19 protein-coding genes are annotated in these 19,340 nt (G+C 63.1%); 8 read left to right on the top strand and 11 right to left on the bottom strand.

Features of this window, described 5'->3' with window-relative positions; all coding sequences use genetic code 11:
- Positions 1 to 84: 84 nt before the first annotated feature.
- From ABIA42_RS36220 to ABIA42_RS36235, 4 genes are all read right to left on the bottom strand, one after another.
- Positions 85 to 1,134 carry a phosphatase PAP2 family protein gene (locus ABIA42_RS36220; protein WP_370116276.1) on the bottom strand — a complete coding sequence of 350 codons (1,050 nt, stop codon included), beginning with the start codon at positions 1,132 to 1,134 and terminating at the stop codon, positions 85 to 87.
- A gap of 201 nt (positions 1,135 to 1,335) precedes the next feature.
- A complete protein-coding gene (locus tag ABIA42_RS36225; RefSeq protein WP_370116274.1) occupies positions 1,336 to 2,127 on the bottom strand; it encodes a phytanoyl-CoA dioxygenase family protein in 792 nt (263 codons plus the stop codon).
- A 241-nt stretch (positions 2,128 to 2,368) separates the two neighbouring features.
- Positions 2,369 to 2,734: a BA14K family protein gene (locus tag ABIA42_RS36230; RefSeq protein ID WP_370116272.1), complete on the bottom strand. Its 366-nt coding sequence runs from the start codon at positions 2,732 to 2,734 to the stop codon at positions 2,369 to 2,371.
- Positions 2,735 to 2,849: 115 nt separating this feature from the next.
- Positions 2,850 to 3,176: a hypothetical protein gene (locus tag ABIA42_RS36235; protein ID WP_370116270.1), complete on the bottom strand. Its 327-nt coding sequence runs from the start codon at positions 3,174 to 3,176 to the stop codon at positions 2,850 to 2,852.
- A gap of 93 nt (positions 3,177 to 3,269) precedes the next feature.
- Between ABIA42_RS36235 and ABIA42_RS36240 the strand changes: the two genes are divergently transcribed.
- The 5 genes from ABIA42_RS36240 to ABIA42_RS36260 all read left to right on the top strand — a co-directional run bounded on the left by ABIA42_RS36240 (position 3,270) and on the right by ABIA42_RS36260 (position 9,197).
- Positions 3,270 to 3,413 carry a hypothetical protein gene (locus ABIA42_RS36240; protein ID WP_370116268.1) on the top strand — a complete coding sequence of 48 codons (144 nt, stop codon included), beginning with the start codon at positions 3,270 to 3,272 and terminating at the stop codon, positions 3,411 to 3,413.
- Positions 3,414 to 3,514: 101 nt separating this feature from the next.
- On the top strand, positions 3,515 to 4,180 hold the full coding sequence (locus tag ABIA42_RS36245; protein ID WP_370116266.1) for a class I SAM-dependent methyltransferase: 666 nt from the start codon (positions 3,515 to 3,517) through the stop codon (positions 4,178 to 4,180).
- Positions 4,181 to 4,193: 13 nt separating this feature from the next.
- A complete protein-coding gene (locus tag ABIA42_RS36250; protein WP_370116264.1) occupies positions 4,194 to 5,237 on the top strand; it encodes a zinc-binding dehydrogenase in 1,044 nt (347 codons plus the stop codon).
- Between the two features lie 199 nt (positions 5,238 to 5,436).
- Complete coding sequence (locus ABIA42_RS36255) at positions 5,437 to 7,581, top strand: GumC family protein (protein WP_370116262.1); 2,145 nt, start codon at positions 5,437 to 5,439, stop codon at positions 7,579 to 7,581.
- 296 nt (positions 7,582 to 7,877) lie between these two features.
- Positions 7,878 to 9,197, top strand: coding sequence for an aminotransferase class V-fold PLP-dependent enzyme (locus tag ABIA42_RS36260; RefSeq protein WP_370116260.1), 1,320 nt, complete (start codon positions 7,878 to 7,880; stop codon positions 9,195 to 9,197).
- A gap of 98 nt (positions 9,198 to 9,295) precedes the next feature.
- Here ABIA42_RS36260 and ABIA42_RS36265 read toward each other — a convergent pair whose 3' ends face one another.
- From ABIA42_RS36265 to ABIA42_RS36275, 3 genes are all read right to left on the bottom strand, one after another.
- Positions 9,296 to 9,757 carry a DUF2846 domain-containing protein gene (locus ABIA42_RS36265; RefSeq protein WP_271527207.1) on the bottom strand — a complete coding sequence of 154 codons (462 nt, stop codon included), beginning with the start codon at positions 9,755 to 9,757 and terminating at the stop codon, positions 9,296 to 9,298.
- Positions 9,758 to 9,856: 99 nt separating this feature from the next.
- A complete protein-coding gene (locus tag ABIA42_RS36270) occupies positions 9,857 to 10,879 on the bottom strand; it encodes an LLM class flavin-dependent oxidoreductase (protein WP_370116258.1) in 1,023 nt (340 codons plus the stop codon).
- Positions 10,880 to 10,909: 30 nt separating this feature from the next.
- Positions 10,910 to 11,839 (bottom strand): LysR substrate-binding domain-containing protein, encoded by a 930-nt coding sequence (locus tag ABIA42_RS36275; protein ID WP_370116256.1) that lies wholly within the window; start codon positions 11,837 to 11,839, stop codon positions 10,910 to 10,912.
- A 103-nt stretch (positions 11,840 to 11,942) separates the two neighbouring features.
- Between ABIA42_RS36275 and styA the strand changes: the two genes are divergently transcribed.
- The 3 genes from styA to ABIA42_RS36290 all read left to right on the top strand — a co-directional run bounded on the left by styA (position 11,943) and on the right by ABIA42_RS36290 (position 15,302).
- Positions 11,943 to 13,193, top strand: a complete 1,251-nt coding sequence (gene styA, locus ABIA42_RS36280; protein ID WP_370116254.1) for a styrene monooxygenase subunit StyA — start codon at positions 11,943 to 11,945, stop codon at positions 13,191 to 13,193.
- Between the two features lie 24 nt (positions 13,194 to 13,217).
- Positions 13,218 to 13,703, top strand: a complete 486-nt coding sequence (gene styB, locus ABIA42_RS36285) for a styrene monooxygenase NADH-dependent flavin reductase subunit StyB (protein WP_271527203.1) — start codon at positions 13,218 to 13,220, stop codon at positions 13,701 to 13,703.
- 147 nt (positions 13,704 to 13,850) lie between these two features.
- Complete coding sequence (locus tag ABIA42_RS36290) at positions 13,851 to 15,302, top strand: DUF1254 domain-containing protein (protein WP_370123735.1); 1,452 nt, start codon at positions 13,851 to 13,853, stop codon at positions 15,300 to 15,302.
- 264 nt (positions 15,303 to 15,566) lie between these two features.
- Here ABIA42_RS36290 and ABIA42_RS36295 read toward each other — a convergent pair whose 3' ends face one another.
- The 4 genes from ABIA42_RS36295 to ABIA42_RS36310 all read right to left on the bottom strand — a co-directional run bounded on the left by ABIA42_RS36295 (position 15,567) and on the right by ABIA42_RS36310 (position 19,315).
- The gene (locus ABIA42_RS36295; RefSeq protein ID WP_370116252.1) at positions 15,567 to 16,250 is read right to left on the bottom strand and encodes a class I SAM-dependent methyltransferase; all 684 of its coding nucleotides are present in this window, start codon (positions 16,248 to 16,250) and stop codon (positions 15,567 to 15,569) included.
- A 26-nt stretch (positions 16,251 to 16,276) separates the two neighbouring features.
- Entirely contained in the window at positions 16,277 to 16,735 is a 459-nt protein-coding gene (locus ABIA42_RS36300) for an Rrf2 family transcriptional regulator (RefSeq protein WP_370116250.1), read from the bottom strand.
- A 224-nt stretch (positions 16,736 to 16,959) separates the two neighbouring features.
- Positions 16,960 to 18,504, bottom strand: a complete 1,545-nt coding sequence (locus tag ABIA42_RS36305) for an adenylate/guanylate cyclase domain-containing protein (RefSeq protein WP_370116248.1) — start codon at positions 18,502 to 18,504, stop codon at positions 16,960 to 16,962.
- A 50-nt stretch (positions 18,505 to 18,554) separates the two neighbouring features.
- Positions 18,555 to 19,315, bottom strand: a protein-coding gene (locus tag ABIA42_RS36310) for an IS5-like element ISBj2 family transposase (protein WP_110115815.1) whose coding sequence is annotated in 2 segments (ribosomal slippage) — positions 18,555 to 18,976 and positions 18,976 to 19,315 — 762 coding nt in all. Because the reading frame shifts where the segments join, the coding sequence is not laid out codon by codon here.
- Positions 19,316 to 19,340: the final 25 nt, after the last annotated feature.

Consider the following 19,340-nt stretch of genomic DNA (forward strand, 5'->3'; position numbering starts at 1 on the left):
ACAGCTCTTGTTCCACCGGCAGTTTCAGCAAACGCTCGCGCTCGGTCTCTGCAATGCCGGCCAGGTGAGCGCGACCCGGCGACGTCAACTCAATCGGGACCTGCTGGCCGGCGACGACGTTGCGCAGCGCCGCTCGTGGGCCGTAGCGGATCTTGGATTCCGCTGCCCCATGGAATCCCAGGCGCGAACTGCGATGATGGCAACGACAGACAGGAGGCTGCCCGCAATCACGTCGATGATGTAGTGTCCTCCTACAGGAACGGTTGAAACGAGCATCAGCGCGTTGAGAGGGATCGTCGGCCAGCGGAGCAAGGGGATGGAGATCCAGTGCCATCCCAACAGAATCGCTGCGGCCGCGTGAAAGCTTGGAAAGGTGATGATTCCATCGAGCGTCGTAAGCTCGATGACATTCAAGCTGCCATCGCGCGCGGCAAGCAAGGGTGGAGCGAACAGCCAGGCCGCCACAATCCGGACTTCGGGAAAGTCCTTGGGATCGAGTTGATAGTAGAGATAGCCGCCCAGAGCAGGCGCGAACGGGAAGATGAGAACCGTCGCGGCCAGCGTGATCGACCAGACGAGCGTGAACTGCATTCCTTTTTCATGATGGCCGAACAGGAAGAGCAGCAGCATCAGCAGCGGACATTGATAGTGGAGACTGGCATACGCAACGTTGAGAACGAACATCAACCTTTGCTGGTCCATCATGGATTTGACGAGGCTTCGCCAGTCGATCCCGACCGCCTGATCCAGGGAAATCAGTGTCGCGTCGCGCATTGGCAGGTTCGTGCTCGCGAGCACATAGCTCAAAGCCGTCAGGAGGATCGTCACGAAGCCGATCTGGGCGGTTGCCGTGAGCCACCCGGAGATTCTCAGCCAGCCCTGCCTTTCGATCAGCCAGGCAGACGCGAGCAAAACCGCGTTTGACGTGATCGCCAGGAGTCCACTTCCAAGTGCGATTCCGAAGCTGAGCAGATTGCAGGCGAAGAGCAGACCAACCAGACCTGCGGCAACGATGAACCAGATTGCACGTTCGCTGCGCCCTGAAGCGGGCAGCTCAACATCACAATCCTGGGTTTGAGGTTGTCTCGGCGAGGTGAAATCGCGGACGCCATTTGCGAGGTCCGGGAGTGGCATCTTTACGCCCTGCAATACAATTATACATTGTATGCATAGTGCGATGTTCTTAATTGATTGTAACCATATAGTTGCAATTTAGGAATCTGATTCCTTTAAGTAGTTGCTCTCTCAGTTGCGAATGAGGTCCCCTGAAACGGGCGGAACTGGTACGCGTGCCGCAACATCCGGGACCGCTCGGCGGTCCCGGATCTCGTCCGGCTACAACGCCAGTCCGCAAGCCTGCCGGATCGCGATCTGAACCGGCGAAGGTGGCGACGCCGGATCGAACTCACCCTTCGGCAGCAGCGGAGGCTGTGCCATGAAGCGCGGCCGTTTCCCGCGATGTGGTTGCGCGGCATGAACCAGGAACGGATGGCACAGATAGACGCTGCCTGCCGTGCCGGTCGCCAGTTCGACCTCGCAATCCGCCGTCGAGGCGTAGTTCTCGGCAGAGAGCTGCCGGAGCGTCGCGCCTGCATCGCCATGGGGCAGCAGCTCCCGCGCGATGGCAGCATGCGAGCCTTTCCGGATCCTCGTGGGTGCATCGTCCGGGCCAACGTCCGAGAACAGGAAGAGCATCAGCAATGCGCGTCCGCTGCTCTTCACATTGGCACGCCATTCCATGAAATCCGGATCGGTGGTGCCAAAGCTCATGTCCACGTGCCAGCCATCATCACCAGGGGATTCCGCTGAGGGGAAGCGGATCGGAAAGGTCCCGAGACCCCTGGGCGCAAGCCAGCGCCCTTCGCCCACGAGTTGATCGTAGGCTCTGCGCAGGGGCGGCGCATTCGCGGCTTCAATGAATGGGGGCGAAGCCTTGGAGCCCACCCGGACAACGGGTTGAATCCAGTTTTCGGGTTGGTCCGGCGACAGACCAATATCCGCCCACAGCTCTTCCCTGCATTGCTTTGCAAGCTGGGTGCTGAAGGCATCCTCGATCTTGACGAAACCGTCGTCGATGAAGTTCTGGACCTGACGGGGCGTCAGGCCAACCTGCTCGGCCTTGGGCATTGCACATTCTCCGCTCGGCTACAGCATCAAGCGCAGCCGGTTTGATCTGATTGGCGCAGACGCGCCGGAACGACTTTCTGCCGTTCAGATCAGCGGGAAGAATGTGGACGTGAACATCATGGTGGGAACGTATACCGCCGCGGACCGTCGAATCAAGATGCGCTGGTCGCCCATTGGAATTGCCCTTGAGCTCGGGCAGCCTCTCGCTGCGCGATGAGGCTGCCGCAGCTTCACGTGCGCGTCAGGGGCAGGGGTGGCGTAGACCATCGCGGCCCAAATAGGTCCCTGAGCCGGGATCGTAGGATCGATAGCGCTGCGCACAATAGGACGCGGCGTTGGCTTGAGCCTGGCTACTGGCGATTGCGCCGCCGATGATCGCGCCCGCCGCGAGGCCGCCAAGTACGGCTGCGCCGTTACCGTAATGCCCGCGATGGTGCCCGTAATAACCATGCCCATGTCCGTGCCAATGCCGGTACTGGACCTGCTGCACGCCTGAGTCGGGACCGGGGTTCGCGATCGGCAGAGGCGCCGCGAGCACCGGCGAAGCAGCCGTCGAGAGCATCGCTCCAGCGACCGCGAGGACGGCGAAAGTTCTACACATTATCATGTCGCGCTCCATGTTGTTGAGGATGCCGGGGCAACGGCGGGTTGCCCGCTCCGTTCCTTCAGCGCGGGGCAAAATGGTTGGTCTTAAGGATGCAGGCGGAACAATATGAAGCTGTTCACCGCAGGCCCTGTTCATCGATCAGAATGCGGTGGATCTCGATGCGCTCCGGCAGCTCGATCAGGAATTCCGCGTCGCGCGCGAGATGATGGACCTTGGTCGGCTCGCCCTTGGTGAAAGCCGTCATGGCCTCGATGTCCGGCCAATAGGAGATGGTCGTGAACCAGGTCTCCTCATCACGGTCCTCGCGCAACTGCTGCACGCCGAGTGCGGTCTTCAACAGCGGCGGAATGCCCTCAACCTGCAGATAAGCCTGGTAAGCGTCAGCGAGGTCGCGGCGGGTCCGGCCGCGCCAGATGCGGGCGATCGTCGGTTTGGTCGGCATGGTGGATTCCCTTGCGGCAATGACAAATGATCTTGCGGACGAGATCGGCAATCCTTCTCTTCAGCATGAACGCGATGTTCGCATTCTGGTTGCATGCGCATCTATGTCATGTTTTCCGACGGTCGCGCTGGGAACCTGGTGCCGGTCGCCTCGATGTGCTGTAGCGTCTCCGTGTTCGGCGGCGGATCGGTGACGCCGCCGCGGCACGATTCGCTGGTCATTGATCTGAAACAATGATGGCGCTCGGGCCAAATGCTAGGGCGAGTCGTAGTTCACGGCGCAAGGCTCCCCAGGCCACTAAAAGACAATCTTCGCGCGTGATGGAATCCGAGGGCTCGATGGGACGACTACTGAATATTGTGACGCCGCTGCATACGGCGACCAAGCGCGACTACATGGCCCGCATGAACGACGACAAGATCGTCTGCTCGCTGAAAGCGCGGGAATACGAGGCCGATTATTGGGATGGCGACCGCCGCTTCGGCTATGGCGGCTACCGCTTCATCGAGGGGCGCTGGGCGCCGGTCGCCAGGGCTCTGATCGAGACCTATGGTCTGAAGGACGGCTCCAGCGTGCTCGATGTCGGCTGCGGCAAGGGCTTTCTGCTCTACGAGATGCAGAAGATCCTGCCCGGCTTGAAGGTCGTCGGCTTCGACATCTCCAAGCACGGTCTCGCACATGCGCACGAGCAGGTGAAGCCGTACCTCTTCAACTATCGCGCCCAGGACGTCTATCCCTATGGCGACGGCAGTTTCGATCTCGTCATCTCGCTCGGCACCCTGCACAATCTCAGGCTGTATGAGCTCGAGGCGGCGGTCAAGGAGATCGAGCGGGTCGGGAAGAACAAGTACATCATGGTCGAGGGCTACCGGAACGTCGCCGAAATGCACAACCTCGAATGCTGGGCGCTGACGGCGGAGTCCATCCTGCATACGTCGGAATGGATATGGCTGTACGGCAAGCTCGGCTACACCGGCGATTACGAATTCATCTATTTCGAGTGACCGGGCGCTGCTGATGGATATCAAGACTGCCAAGGCGGCAATCCTCGTCGAATCCGGCGAGCCGCTGGTCGTTGACGAGTTCACTCTGCCTGATACGCTCGAACACGGCCAGGTGCTTGCGCATGTGCACACCTCGAGCATCTGCGGCGCGCAGATCAACGAGATCGACGCCGTCAAGGGCGTCGACAAGTTCCTGCCGCATCTGTTAGGACACGAGGCGCTGGCAACCATCGTCGAAACCGGCCCCGGCGTCGTCTCCTGCAAGCAGGGCGACACCGTCGTCATGCACTGGCGGCCGGGCAAGGGCATCCAGTCCAACACACCAGTCTATTCCTGGCGCGGCAAGCGACTCAATGCGGGCTGGGTCACCACCTTCAATGAATATGCCGTGGTCTCGGAGAATCGCGTCACGCCCGTTCCCGCCTCGATCGATCGCACCAGCGCGCCGCTGCTCGGCTGCGCGGTGACGACCGCGCTCGGCGTCGTCAACAACGATGCGCAGATCGCCATCGGCGAAGCCGTCGTGGTGTTCGGCGTCGGCGGCGTCGGATTGAACATCGTGCAATTCGCCGCGATGGTCGGCGCCTGGCCCGTGATTGCGATCGACCGCCTCGACAACAAGCTGGCGATGGCGAGGGATTTCGGCGCCACCCACGCCATCAACTCCGAGGCGGTGAAGGATGTGGCCGCCGAGGTTCGCTCCATCACGGGGGCCGACGGACCCGACAAGGTCGTCGAGACCACCGGCGTCAAGAACTTGATCGAGCTCGCCTACGAGATCACGGCGAAGAAAGGCCGCTGCATCCTTGTCGGCGTGCCCCGCGAGAAGGCCGAGATCTATACGCTGCCCTTGCACTTCGAGAAGGTGCTGAAGGGCTCGGAAGGCGGGCAATGCCAGCCCGCGCGCGATATCCCGCGCCTGGTTCGCCTGAGCGATGCCGGCAAGGTGAGCTACCGCGGCATCGTGACCCACGAGTTCGCGCTCGATGACATCAACGACGCGCTGGACCTGATGCGCAGCGGCACGTCGGGACGGATCCTCCTGAACATCAGCTGATCGCCGCGCCCAGGGTCGACGGCCTCACCTCACGCAATCAGACCCCCCTGCCGGGGCAAGGCGGCACCGGTCGCCGGCATAGCCATGCCGCCGGGTCTTATGGCTTCGTGCCGCGCGCCGTAACCGCCGGTTAACCATGGATATTTACGGTGCGGCAAGCCTCTGAGCTATGACTGTCAGTTGATTTCGAGTCCAACCCATGGCGTTCGGTAGCCGCCCATCTCCGCGAAGCATCGCCCCGACGGAGCAAGCGGCTTCGTGGGAAGCGCCGCGGGCTGCGAAGGTGAAGCCCGACGGCACGGGGTCAGCCCTGATCAGGGGATCGCTGACCGTCTCCGGTACACTCTCCTTTCTGCGCGAGAACGGCCGGCGCATTCTGACGCTGGCCGCGGCGCTGTTCGCCCTCGGCATCGTCGTCCTGATGGTTCTTCCGGTCCGCTACGCCGCGACGGCGCTGGTCGTGCTCGATCCCCGCGAGCTGCGCGTGACCTCGGATCAGGAGGTGCTGCCCGGCATCGGCCAGGATGCCGCGGCGCTTCAGAGCCAGATCGAGATCGCAAAATCCGACGGCTTTCTCCGTCCCCTGATCGAGCAGCTCAAGATCGCGGACGACGAGGATGTCGCCGGCGGTTACACCGACATGACGCGCGTGCTCGAAAGATTCCGCAACCGCCTCGAGATCACCCGCCGCGGGCTCACTTACGTCATTGCGATTTCCTTCACCTCGAATCGCCCCGAGCGGGCCGCTTATTACGCCAATGCGATCGCAGAGGCATTCGTTGCCAGCCAGGGCCGCGTTCGCACCGAGGCAACCGACGAGGCCGCCGACTGGCTCAAGGACCGGTTGAAGGCGCTGAACGAGCGCCTGCGCGCGTCGGAAGATGCCGTTGCCGCCTTCCGGCTCGAGCACAACATCGTCAATGCCGGCAAGGAATCCACCACGCAGCAATTGCGGGTGACCGATTTGACCCAGCAGGTCTCCGCCGCCCGCGCGCGCACCGAGGAGGCCAAGGCGCGCTACGAGCAGGTGCAACGCGACCTCAAGGCCAATGTCGAAGGGCCGGTGAAGCAGGATCTGCTGAGCATGCTGCGCGCGCAGCGCTCGACCTTGAACGACCAGATCGCGCAGAAGAAGGCGGTATATGGCGATCGCCATCCCGACCTCGCGATCTCCTACAGCCAGCTCGCCGACATCAACCGGCAGATCGAGATCGAGCGGAAGAAGAACATCGACACGGCCAAGTCCGAATATGAGGCCCAGCGCGAGCAGCAGAACGCGCTGGAGAAGCAGCTCAAGGCCGTCGAGACGAAGATGCTGGTCGACGGTCAGGCTCTCGTGAAGCTGCAGGAGCTGCAGCGCGACGCCGACGCCAACAGGAACATCTACGAGCAGTTCCTGTCGAGGTTCAAGACGACCAGCGAGCAGCGTCAGCTGCAGGCATCCCAGACCAAGGTCGCCTCGATCGCCATTCCGCCGGTGCGCTCGACGCGTCCGCCGCTCGCCTTGCTGCTCGCGGCGCTGGCCATCGGCTCGCTGTTGACGTCGACCGGCGCCGTTGCGGTGATGACGAGCGTGTCCGCCGACGAGCCCGCGTCCGTTCAGGCGCCAGCATCTGTGGATGCCGAGGGGGCACCCGATCGGCAAGTCCAGCCACCGCCCGCCGCCGTGCCCCGGCCCGAGCCGATGCCCAGCCTTCCTGTCTGGGTTCGTATCCCCGAGCTGGCATCCGGAGCCGGGATCAGCACTGTCTGGCAAAAACCGGTGGCCACCTCGGCCGAGCTCGATGTCGGCACCCATCTGCGGCCGCTGCTCGAACGCATCGACCGTGTGCCGGTGCGCGGCTGCAAGGTCGCGCTGGTGTTGTCGGTCGGCAAGAGCGCCGGCGGCAACACGGTTGCGCGCTCCCTCAATCGCGCCGCCGTGAATCGGGGCATGATGAGCGTGCTGATCCGGCTCCAGCCGGAATTCGCAAGTCACCAGCCGCCGGTGACCGAATGGCACGACGGCTCGACCACGGCGTGCCTTCAATCGATCGAGGAGCTGCTGAGCGCCGGCCGAAAGCCCGATGCGAGGCCCGAGGACGACATTCGTTCGGAGTTCGACCTGATCATCGTCCACGCCGGCAATCTCGCCTTGCAGCCCGACGCCATCGCCCTGGCCTCGCATGCGGACCTGATCGTCCTGGTGGCGCGCGCCGGCGAGCTCGGTTCGGCCGCGATGCGCAGGGTGACCGCGGCGCTGTCAAAACATGCGGCGGTGCCGACCGGCCTCGTCGTCAATCATGTGCCCGCCGGTTCAGTGGCGCCTCAGCCCGAGGGTGGCGCGTTGGGCCTTGCGGTCTGACGACGACGACGCGGTGGCGGTGATGTTGCTGTCGCTCTGACGAACAGGATCCGCTGCACGATATCCGCAACCTGCCTCACCCGATCAGGGCCGGTGATCCCGCCGATCGGTTTGGCGATCATCGCATTGTCATGCTCCGGTCATCTTAGCTGCATCGTCCGTTGCTTTTTTCCCGGCGCGCCAGAGCCTCTTCGGTGCCGATGACATCGGAACGGCGCTCTGGATTGTTGCTTGACGCGTTCTCTTGACGCGAGCCGGACGTCACGTCGGTCGAGAACGCTCTGGGGAGAGCTGACATGCAACTGATCGAGACGATTTCGGCTGACCGCCGGCTGGTCCTCAAGGGCCTCGCGGCAGCAGCCGTGGTGCCGCTTGCGGCACCGGCGATGGCGGCCGAAGGCCTTCCGGCGCAGCCGACCGGCTCAGTGGCCGCTGTCGTCACCGACAAGGCCTATTGGACGGCTGTGAAGGGGCTCTATGCCGTCACGCCTGATGTCGTCAATTTCGAGAACGGCTATTGGGGCATCATGGCCGAGCCGGTGAGACGCGAGTTCATCCGCCAGTCCGACATGGTCAACTATCAGAACACCTATTACGCGCGGCTGCGCGCGGGTACGGATTTCGAGGCCGTCCGCGCCAGGGTGGCGGAGGCGGTCGGCGCGGCGCCCGAGGAAATCGCGCTCACCCGCGGCGCGACCGAAGCGCTTCAGCTCCTCATCGGCGGCTACAACAGGCTGAGGCCCGGCGACGGCGTGCTCTATGCCGACCTCGACTATGATTCGATGCAGTATGCGATGAACGCGCTGAAGGCGCGCCGCGGCGTCGACGTGGTCAAGTTCGATGTGCCGGAGCCCGCCACCCGCCAGGCGGTGCTCGACGCCTATGCCCGCGCCATCGAGGCGAACCCGAAGACGAGGCTTCTGCTCCTGACCCATGTCGGCCACCGCACCGGCTTCGTCATGCCGGTCGCCGAGATCTCCCGCATGGCCAAGGCCAAGGGCATCGACACCATCGTCGACGCCGCTCATTCCTGGGGACAGATCGACTTCCGGGTGGGCGAGCTCGACGCCGATTTCGTCGGGTTCAATCTGCACAAATGGATCGGCGCCCCGCTTGGCGTGGGCTTCCTCTACATCAGGAAGGACCGTCTCGCGGCCATCGACCGCAACATGTGCGACGAGGATTTTCCGCAAGAGGACATCCGCTCGCGGGTACATACCGGCACGGTCAATTTCGCCACGGTGCTGACGGTGCCCACGGCCGTGGCGCTGCATCAGCAGATCGGCGCGGCAGCCAAGCAAGCCCGCCTGCGTTATTTGCGCGACTACTGGGTGAGCCGCGTCCGCGGATTCAAGGACATCGAGATTCTGACGCCGGATGAAGCCGGCTCATATGGCGCGATCACGTCCTTCCGCCTTGCCGGCAAGACCAGCAAGGTCGACAACGACGCGACGGTGGCGAAGCTCAGGGACGGTCATAAGATCCTGACGGTGCGCCGGGCCGGCGTCGCCAAAGGCCAGTGCATCCGTGTGACGCCCGCCCTCTACACCGACGAGGCCGACCTCGATCGCCTCGTCGAGGCGCTGGCCGTCATCACCGGCACGAAGACGGGGTGAGACTGGCGGATAGCAAACCAAACTTGAGAGCAGTCTCGTGCGGCCATTCGAGACGCCCGCTCAGGCGGGCTCCTCAGGAAACCGCAAAGCGCCTCAGATCAAGCCTTGCCACATGAGCTGTTGCTCTGATGCAAGCTGGCGACGTCGGCACGGCCCTGGCTCTCCGTGACCTGGATCAACGTGATTGCACCGGGGGTGACGATTCCCATCTGCGGTTGGGCGGAGAGGTAGGTGGTGCTGCCGGCACGCAGATCGAGGCTCACCTTCTCACTTCCTTGCCCGAACAGGTTGCTGCTCAGCGGAAGATTGTTGACTGCAACCTCGTGGCGGCCCGGAGGCAGCTCGCAGGCGACGAACCCCGCGGCCTGGCTCCCTCCAATGACGCGTCCATCGACCGCATAGCTTGGCTGGACTGCGAAACCCAGGGCGGATGAGCGATAGACCACCAGCCGTGCGGTATTTGCACTCACGTGTTCTGTCAGAGCCGCGCTGCCCATCGGCCCTGACGCACACCCCGCAAGCAAGAAAGCCGCAACGAAGATCCCCGGACGCAAGCCCATCCCAACCCCCTGATTCAGTCCAACAGTCCCCAAGGGATCATTGGCGGGGGTGGTGCACGAAGTCAATCGCGACTTCTGGTCGTGCCGCGCCGGTCCATGTCACCGCCACCCCAACGCCGGCGCCACGTGCGTCAGGATCGCCTCGATCGCATGCGCGCAATAGGCGACGCCAAGCTGGTTCGGGATCGTCAGCAGCAAGGTATCGGCCTCGGCGATGGCCTCGTCCTGGCGCAGTTGCTCGATCAGCACATCCGGCTCGGCGGCATAGGAGCGGCCGAAGATGGCCCGGGTCTGCGGATCGATGAAGCCGATCTGGTCTTCGCCGCCGCGCTCTCCGCCGAAATAGGCGCGGTCGCGATCGTTCATCAGTGCGAAGATACTGCGGCTGACGGACACGCGCGGCTCTCGGGTGTGGCCGGCCTCTTTCCATGCCGCGCGAAAGCTTCGGATCTGAGCGGCCTGCTGCACGTGGAAGGCTTCGCCGGTCTCGTCGTTCTTCAGCGTCGAGCTCTGCAGGTTCATGCCGAGCTTCGCCGCCCACACCGCGGTCGCGTTCGAGCCGGCGCCCCACCAGATGCGTTCGCGCAGGCCCTGCGCATGCGGCTCCAGGCGCAGCAGCCCAGGCGGGTTCGGAAACATCGGCTGCGGATTGGGCTGGGCAAAACCTTCGCCGCGGAGCAGGTCGAGAAAGACCTCCGCATGGCGCCGGCCCATGTCGGCATCGCTCTGGCCCTCGGCCGGCTGGTAGCCGAAATAGCGCCAGCCGTCGATCACCTGCTCCGGCGAGCCGCGGCTGATGCCGAGCTGCAGCCGGCCGCCGGCGATGAGATCGGCGCTGCCTGCGTCCTCCACCATGTAGAGCGGGTTCTCATAGCGCATGTCGATCACGGCCGTGCCGATCTCGATCCTGCTGGTCCTGGCGCCGACGGCCGCAAGCAGCGGGAAGGGCGAGGCCAGCTGCCGCGCGAAGTGGTGGACGCGGAAATAGGCGCCGTCTGCGCCGAGCTGTTCCGCCGCAACGGCAAGCTCGATCGACTGCAGCAGCGTGTCGCCGGCGGAGCGGGTCTGCGATTGCGGCGAGGGCGTCCAGTGCCCGAAGGAGAGGAATCCGATCTTTTTCATGGGCGTCATTTAATGATGCGCGGGACGGCGTCAACCATCTGCACGGATGCCGGTGCTCTGCGGCTGAGACATTGCGAAATGTTCGGCGCGCTCCACGAGGAGATCCAGGAAGGTTCGCGCGCGTGGCGACATCCACTGCGTCTCCGGATAGACCGCATGCAGGGGCAACGCGGCGATCGTGTAGTCCGGGAGCACATGCTCGAGCTCGCCGCTGCGAAGACCGTCCGCGGCATTCCAGTCGGGCAGGACCGCGATGCCGAGATGATGCATCGTCGCCTCCTGCATCGCGTCGGCATCGTCGACATGAATGGGTCCGTTGATGGACGCGACGTGACGGCCATGCTCGGATTCGAAGGCCCATTGATGCGCCGGCGACATCCTGGAATAGACGATGCACTGGTGCGCGCTGAGATCGTCGGGCGTCCGTGGCAGCGGGCGGCCGTGCAGATAGGTCGGTGTTGCAACCAGATAGCGCTGCACGGTGCCGAGCCGGCGGGCGACCAGCGTGCTCGCCTCCAGGTTACCGATCCTCAGGGCAATTTCGATGCCCTCCTCCACCAGATTGACGAACCGCTCGCTGAAGCGGATGTCGACCCGAACCTCAGGATAGTGACGCACATATTCGGCGATGACGGGCATCATGTAGCGCCGTCCGAACGATGACGGCACGCCGATCCGCAGCGTGCCGGTCGGGCGGGGCGTGGCCTGTTCGACGCTCGACCGCGCCATGTCGAAACTGTCGAGGATCTGCCGCGCGACATCGTAGATCCGGTGCGCCTCAGCCGTCGGCTTGAGCGTGCGCGTCGTGCGCGAGAACAGCTGCGTGCCGAACTCGCTCTCCAGCATCGCGATGCGCTTGCTGATCGCGGGCTGGCCAATCCCGAGCTCCTTGGCCGCCGCCGAGAAGCTGCCGCCCTCGAGGGTGCGAACGAATGCGCGGAGGCAATCGATCCGGTCCATAATTCATTCCGATCCGGAATAAATCATATCCCATATATTCCGTAGTGCGCAACATCTCGGACGGCTAGGCTTTGTCAAAACAAGCAACCGGGGAGGGAGTCACGTGGCACGCCATATCGGAATTGTCGGCGCCGGCATCGCCGGCCTGCATCTCGCGCTCTACCTGCAAAAGCACGGCGTGGATGCCACGGTCATCACCGACCGGCCGCCCGAGGACTACCGCAACATCCGGCTGCTCAACACCGTCGCGCATCACCACGTCACGATCGCCCGCGAGGACTATCTCGGCGTCAATCACTGGACCGATCCGAAGGATCACTATTGTTATCACGACCACGTCTTCAATTTCCCGCAGCCGCTGAGATTTCGCGGCGATTTCTCCAAACCAAGCCGCGCCGTCGATTACCGGATCTATCTTCCTGCCCTGATGCAGGACTTCACGAAGCGCGGCGGCAGGATCGAGTATCGCCGCATCGAGGAGCGCGACATCCGTCCGCTGGTCTCGCGCTTCGATCTGCTGGTCGTCTCCACCGGCAAGGGGCCGCTCGGCCAGCTCTTCACCTACCGTCCGGAGCACACGCCCTATTCGCAGCCGCAGCGGCGGCTGTGCGTCGGCCTCTACACCGGCGTGCGGCAGCCCGACCCCATGAACGTCACGCTTTCGGTCTCTCCCGGGCATGGCGAGATGATCGTGATCCCGACCATTACGTTCGGCGGGATTGCCAATGCGCTGCTGATGGAGAACGTCCCGGGTGGCGACATGGAGGAGCTGGCGACGCTCAGCTACGACGACAACCCGAAACACTTCCTGAAGGTATTGCTGGGCAAGCTGGAGAAGCATCACCCGACCACTTACGACCGCATCGATACCGCGCGCTTCGATCTCGCGCAGCCTCAGGATCTGCTGCAAGGCGGCGTGGTCCCGACCGTGCGCAACACGGTGGTCGAATTCGACGACGGCAAATGCGCGATCGCGCTCGGCGACGTCCATGCGATCGTGGATCCCATGATGGGGCAGGGCGCCAATGTCGCCTCCTATGCGGCCTTCGTGCTCGGCGAGGAGATCGTCAACGCCGATGCGCTCGATTCGCGCCTCTGCGAGAAGATCGATCTGAAGCGGCAGGACCGCGTGCTGGCGGCCTCGCGCTGGACCAATGTGATGCTGCAGCCGCCGACGGAAGCGCTGGGCATGCTGATCGGCGCGATGAGCCAGATCCCCGCGCTGGCGAACGAGTTCACGGAGAATTTCAACTATCCGGACCGGCAGTGGGACCGCATCTCCACGCCGCAGCGCATCCAGGCCTGGATCGAACGCATGTCGGCGCCGCCTGAGCCCGTCAGGGCGATAGCGTGAAGTCGATGCGAAGCGGAGACTGAGATGTCGCGCGTCAATCCCGCCTCGTTCCGCGAGGCCGCGTCGCGCTTTGCGACCGGCGTCGCCGTGCTGACCGCGTTGGACGAGCACGGTTGTGTCTGTGGCATGACGGCGAACAGTTTCGTCACCGTCAGCCTTTCTCCACCAACCGTGCTGGTTTCCGTCATGCCCGGCCGTATGCTTCGGGCGATCTCGGCGACCGGACGTTACTGCGTCAACGTCCTGCCGGATCACGGCCGGGATCTGTCGCGGCATTTTGCGAGCCAGCCGAACACCGGCGCGGCGCCGCATTACGACATCGTTGACGGCCTGCCGCGCCTGTCCGGCTGCATGGCCTGGTTCGCCTGCGAGGTCACACGGCACGTCGAGGTCAGCGACCACACGCTGATCATCGCTGAAGTCTCGGGCTGCGACCATCGTGACTCCACGCCGTTGGTGTTCTTTTCAAGTCGGTATCATCTCGGGCCGGGCGTGCCGGTTGATCGGTGACGGAGCCGTGACGCCTCAGGCGTCCTCTCCTCACCATCTGGGGCGTTCTCCGTCCTGAGAGCGGCATCGCCGGGGGCTTGATCTAGATCAAGCGTCACGCGCTTTGTGGCACCTAGCGTCAAGGTTGTGTGCAGAGGAGGGAAGGCAATGCCGATATCCCGTCGCCAGGCGACCATTGGCGGTCTAAGTCTCTTTGCAGGCTCATCATTCGGTACATTGGCCCGCGCAGAGTTCGGCGACATCTTGCGCGACTTCGGTGAAGGAGTGGAAGAGTTTGCCGTGGCCCAGGATGCCTACATCTACGGCTATCCGTTGGTGACCATGGAATATACGCGAAGAGTCATCACGAATGTCGCGAGCCCGGTGGGCAATCGCGCGCCGATGGGCCAGTTCATCAAGTTGCGCCAATATCCCGACGCCTCGTTCCGCGATGTGACCGCGCCCAATGCGGACACCCTCTACACGACGGCATTCATCGACGTCGAAAAGGAGCCGTGGGTCCTCAGTATCCCCGACATGAAGGACCGCTATTTTCTGTTTCCGATGCTGGACGGCTGGACCGACGTGTTTCAGGCGCCCGGAAAGCGAACCACGGGGACCGCTGCGCAGACCTACGCCATCACCGGGCCGGGCTGGAAGGGTGCGCTCCCCTCCGGCGTCAAGGAGTACAAGTCACCAACCAGCCTCGTGTGGATACTCGGACGGATCTACTGCACGGGAACGCCGGAAGATTACGCTGCGGTCCATGCTGTCCAGGACCAGTGCAAGCTGGTCCCGTTGAGCAGCTACGGCAAGCCCTATACGCCGCCAGCCGGCGAGGTCGATCGATCCATCGACATGAAGACCGCCGTGCGCGATCAAGTAAATGGCTTGGATACCATCGCCTATTTCACACTCCTGGCGCGGCTCATGAAGGCGAATCCGCCGGCCGCGGCGGATGCCCCCGCGCTCGCCAGGTTTGCACGGATTGGCCTCGTCGCCGGACAGGAGTTCGATCCGAGCAGATTGCGCAATGCGGACTCTGCAAAACGTGTCCCGCAAATCGCCTTCGATCGCATCATGCTTCAGTTCAAGGTCAACAAGGAGATCAAGGATATCAACGGGTGGGGTTACACGACCAAAACCGGGATCTACGGGACCGACTATTTCATGCGGGCATTCGTCACGGCCGTCGGTCTCGGCGCGAACCGGCCGCAAGATGCCGTCTATCCCAGTTCGCAGAAAGATGGCGAAGGCAAAGCTTATGACGGAGCCGCCAAGTACGTCCTGCGTTTTGCAAATGGACAATTGCCGCCTGCGCGGGGCTTCTGGTCGCTGACGATGTATGACAGCAACTACTTCTTCGTGGCCAACCCGATCAACCGCTATTCGATCAGCGCCCGGCAGAATCTGAAATCGAACCCGGACGGCTCCATCGACATCTATATCCAGAAGGACTCGCCGGGAGCAGACAAGGAATCCAACTGGCTCCCGGCTCCATCCGGCAAATTCCAGCTGATGATGCGCTTGTACTGGCCGAATGAGAAGAGCCCCCCGATCATCAACGGCACGTGGAAGCCGCCACCGGTGAAGAAACTGGCTGCGGTCGTACAGCGCTAGAGCGGAATGGCTTTAGGTTGAATCGATCGCCGCGGCTCCTTCACCTCTCCCGCTTGCGGGAGAGGTCGGCGCGAAGCGCCGGGAGAGGGCTTTCTCCTCTTGGGGATTGTCCCGTTGGGGATACACCCTCTCCCCGACCCCCTCCCGCGCGCGGGAGAGGGAGTGCACCTCCGTTGTTGCAGCGATCAAGCCTCATCTCATCACGTTCTATGGCGCATCCGGCTTTGCATTGATGCCCGGCCGTGTGGACCAGGCCGTGACACCTCAGGCGTAGGCCACCCAGCCGCGGAAGGCGAAGCCAGTGTAGAACAGCGTCGGATCCGAGAAGCCGGCCTCGCGCAGAATCGCCTCATCCTGCGCCGGCGAGAGAATCTGCAGATGGTTGGTGACGGCATCCCGCGCGGCCGCTGCCCGGTCTGGCTCGACGCCGGATGCGGCCAGGAACGCGGAATAGCGCGACAGCCACAACGGGCGTTCCTCCTCGCCATGGGGCGCGCTCAGATGCACGACCACGAAAGGTGCGCGCGGCTTGAGCCGGCGGCGCACCTCCGTGGCGATGCGGCGCCGCTCTTCGACGTCGACGAAGTGCAGGGTCAGCAGGCAGGTGGCGCCGTCGAACGGCCCCTCCGGGGCATCGTCGATATAGCCCTGATGAAAGCGTGCGCGTGGTGCGAGTTCGCCCAGCGTCTGGCCGGCGAGCGCCAGCATCGCAGCGGACGGGTCGACGCCGTCGAAGCTCCAGGCGGGATGCGCTTGCGCAAAGGCCTTGAGCTCCAGGCCGCCGCCGGCGCCGAGGACAAGCACCCGCGCATCGCCGGGGACGCGTTCGGCCAGGAGAATCGCCGCCATCGACTGCATGGCGTCGTAGCCCGGTACGAAGCGCCGCGGCCCCTCCGTGTATCTCGCCACGAACTGCGGATCGGAGAATGCGGCTTGAATGTCGGTCATGATGTCGTCCCCGTGAATGGCGCCATTCACGCGCGATGCGCGCTGATGCCGTGGATCTTTCGCGACCCGAGCCGCTTGCGCAGGTCCTCGCCGAGCATCGCCAGCGTCACCTCGCCGAGGCGCGACAGCAGCAGCGCCTCCGCATCGTGGAAGGCCTGATCGAGCGCGGCATTGACCGCCTGCTCGACGAGACAACCCGGCGCCTCGGTCCGGTTGCCCATCGCCAACAGCGAGGGACTCCCGAGCGCAATGTAGATGTCGCGAAGCGTCACCTTCGAAAGGTCGCAGGCAAGCCGCCAGCCGCCGCCATGCCCCTTCTCGGAGTGGACGTAACCGAGATCGCGAAGCCCCGCCATGATGCGCCGGATCACCACGGGATTCGTGGTCATGGCTTTCGCCAGCGTCTCGGACGTGAACGGCCCAGGCTGCTGCGCCATGTGCAGCAGGACGTGGAGCACGCCGGATAATCGGGAGTCGCGTTTCATGTAACTTTATATGTTACATATTGGGGCGAAGGTCAACCGACTTGTGCATGTCGATCGTGCCCTGGTGTCTCAGTCTGAATTATGCGGTGGATCTGTGCCCGAGCAGCTACCCCAACTCCATGTTGGAGGAAATCATGTCAAGGCGCTCAGATCTGCCAGGGCGCGGACTCCTGAACCGGCGCCGCATCCAAGGCGCGCAGTCGGCAACGGCCGGGCCCTCGCCACTACTTTCCGTAATGACAGCGAGCGACTCCATCCTCTGGATATTTCGCAAGGAAAGCGCACAACTCAACTTCCGCGCCTGCCACGCCGTGCGATAGCGCGGCATAGACCAGCTCCCACCTGCGGCAATATTCCAGCTCCTCGGCGTCAGCCACAGTCCGTTCGCATCGCAATTCGTAGACTATAACTTCCTCGGCAAAGCCCTTCGGCTTGATGCGATCGACGCTGCGGAAGCAAAACTGGGATTCTGCGCGCTGCTTGACCGCCGAGCTGACCAGGATCGATGTTCCGTAACTCCTGTTGAGCCTCTCGAGGCGCGACGCCAAATTAACAGTCGATCCAAATGCCGTGTAGTTCATGCGATCCTGGGAGCCCACATTCCCCACGACGGCATCACCTGTATGCAATCCGATTCGAGTTCGATAGGCAGGCCATCCGTCCCGCTCAAACTCCGCATTCAGCCGCGCGTTCGCACGCTGAAAGGCGAGCGCGGCGGCGCATGCATTTGCAGCGTGGTTGGGATCATCGCCCGGTGCGTTCCACATGGCCATTATGGCGTCGCCGATGAACTTGTCGACGGTGCCGAAGTGGCTCATGATCTCGTGCGACATGGCGGCGAAATAGCGCGACGTATACCGCATGACCTGAGTCGGATCGGCCCTTTCCGTAATCTCGGTAAAGCTCACGACGTCGGAAAACAGCAGGGTGACTTCCCTTCGCATGCCCCCGAGTTGTAGCGGCGTTCCGGTCTCGATCAGCCGTTCCACCAGCCGCCGCGGCACGAAGCGTGAGAATGCCTCCGTCATGGTACGCATCATCGAAACCGAATGGCCGAGTTCGTCGATCTCGCGGATCATCGAGCGCACCCGCGGCGCAACAGAGGGCTCGAATTTCTGGATCCGATCGGTTTCGAGTGCCAGATCCCGCAGCGACTTGGAAAGCATCGAGCCTATAAGGAACACCATGGGAACCATCACCGCTACGAATGCAACGGCAGTAATGAAGAGCCGCCTGCGTTCGGATAGAATGCTCGCAAAGAACTCGTCGACCGGCGCCAGCACGGCAATATGAAGATTTGCCGGACCTGAATTCGGAATTGGCTGGAACGCAGCTGCATAGCGCCGACCCGCGGGATCGCTAAAGAACTGCTGCGAATTGGAATCGGCGCGCCAAGCCCTGATCGCCCGAAGCACGCCGGCCATATCCGTTTCGCGAAGGCGAGGAATGGTCTCCGAAGCCTCGCGTCTCAGCAGTTCCGACATTTGCGGATGGGCCAGGATACGATCCTCGTCGTCGAACAGGAAGGCGGCAGCCGATGGCGTCAATTGTTCGCGCTTCAACAGCTCTTGCGCGACGTCGAGCAGCAGATCGCCCGCGATCACCCCGCCTCTTCCCTGTTCCAGCGGCAGCCGGACGGTGTAGCCCTGTTTCCCGGTTGCATAGAAAACATAGGGCCCGGTTAGCGTACTGCCGTCGCGACGCTCTGCGTCCTTGTACCAAGGCCGCTCGCGCGGGTCGTAGTCAGGAGGCCCTGGCAATTCCCGCACGGTCTCGAGCCCCTCGGTCAGAAATCTCCGCCGCGACTTAGGGTCCAGACTCAATTGAGCCAATATGCGACGAGAGCGGCGAGATGAACAGCGGCCAAAAAATTACGGGCGAGCTTGTCATATCGCGTGGCGATGCGCCGGAAGTCCTTGAGCCTGCAAAAGCAGCGTTCGATGACATTTCGTCCTTTGTAGGCGCGTTTGTTGAAGCGATGGATGACGACACGGTTAGATTTATTGGGGATTACGGGCTTGGCGCCACGACGAATGATTGCGCCGCGAAGCTTGTCGCCATCATACCCTTTGTCGGCGAGGAGCACGCTCATGGGTGGCGCGAGCGCCAGGACATCGGGAGCCGCAGCGATATCGGCATCCTGGCCTGGAGTCAGATGCAGGACGACCGGCCGGCAGAGCGGATCGCTCAGCGCATGGATTTTTGTCGTGCGGCCTCCGCGCGAGCGGCCGATTGCTTGATTGTGCTCCCCCCTTTTCCGCCGGAGGCACACCGGTGAGCTTTAATCGAGGTCGAGTCGAGCGACAGTACGACGCCGTCTTCGCCAGGCTTGGCCAGCGCTTCGAAGATTGCGCACCATCGTCCTCGCTTGGCCCAGCGATTGAAGCGATTGTAGATCGTCGTGTAAGGGCCGTATTCACGTGGACAATCACGCCATCGTGCACCCGATTGCAGCATGTGAATGATGCCGCTGACGATGCGTCGGTCGTCGTCCCGATCCGGCCCCGTCAGTCCCCTCGGCAGATGCGGTTCGATACGCGCCCATTGCCTGTCGTTCAGCCAAAACAAACCAGCGCGCATTCTCTCGCCCCCGAATCAACACGTA

Source organism: Bradyrhizobium sp. USDA 327 (assembly GCF_041262065.1).
GTDB classification, from domain to species: domain Bacteria; phylum Pseudomonadota; class Alphaproteobacteria; order Rhizobiales; family Xanthobacteraceae; genus Bradyrhizobium; species Bradyrhizobium liaoningense.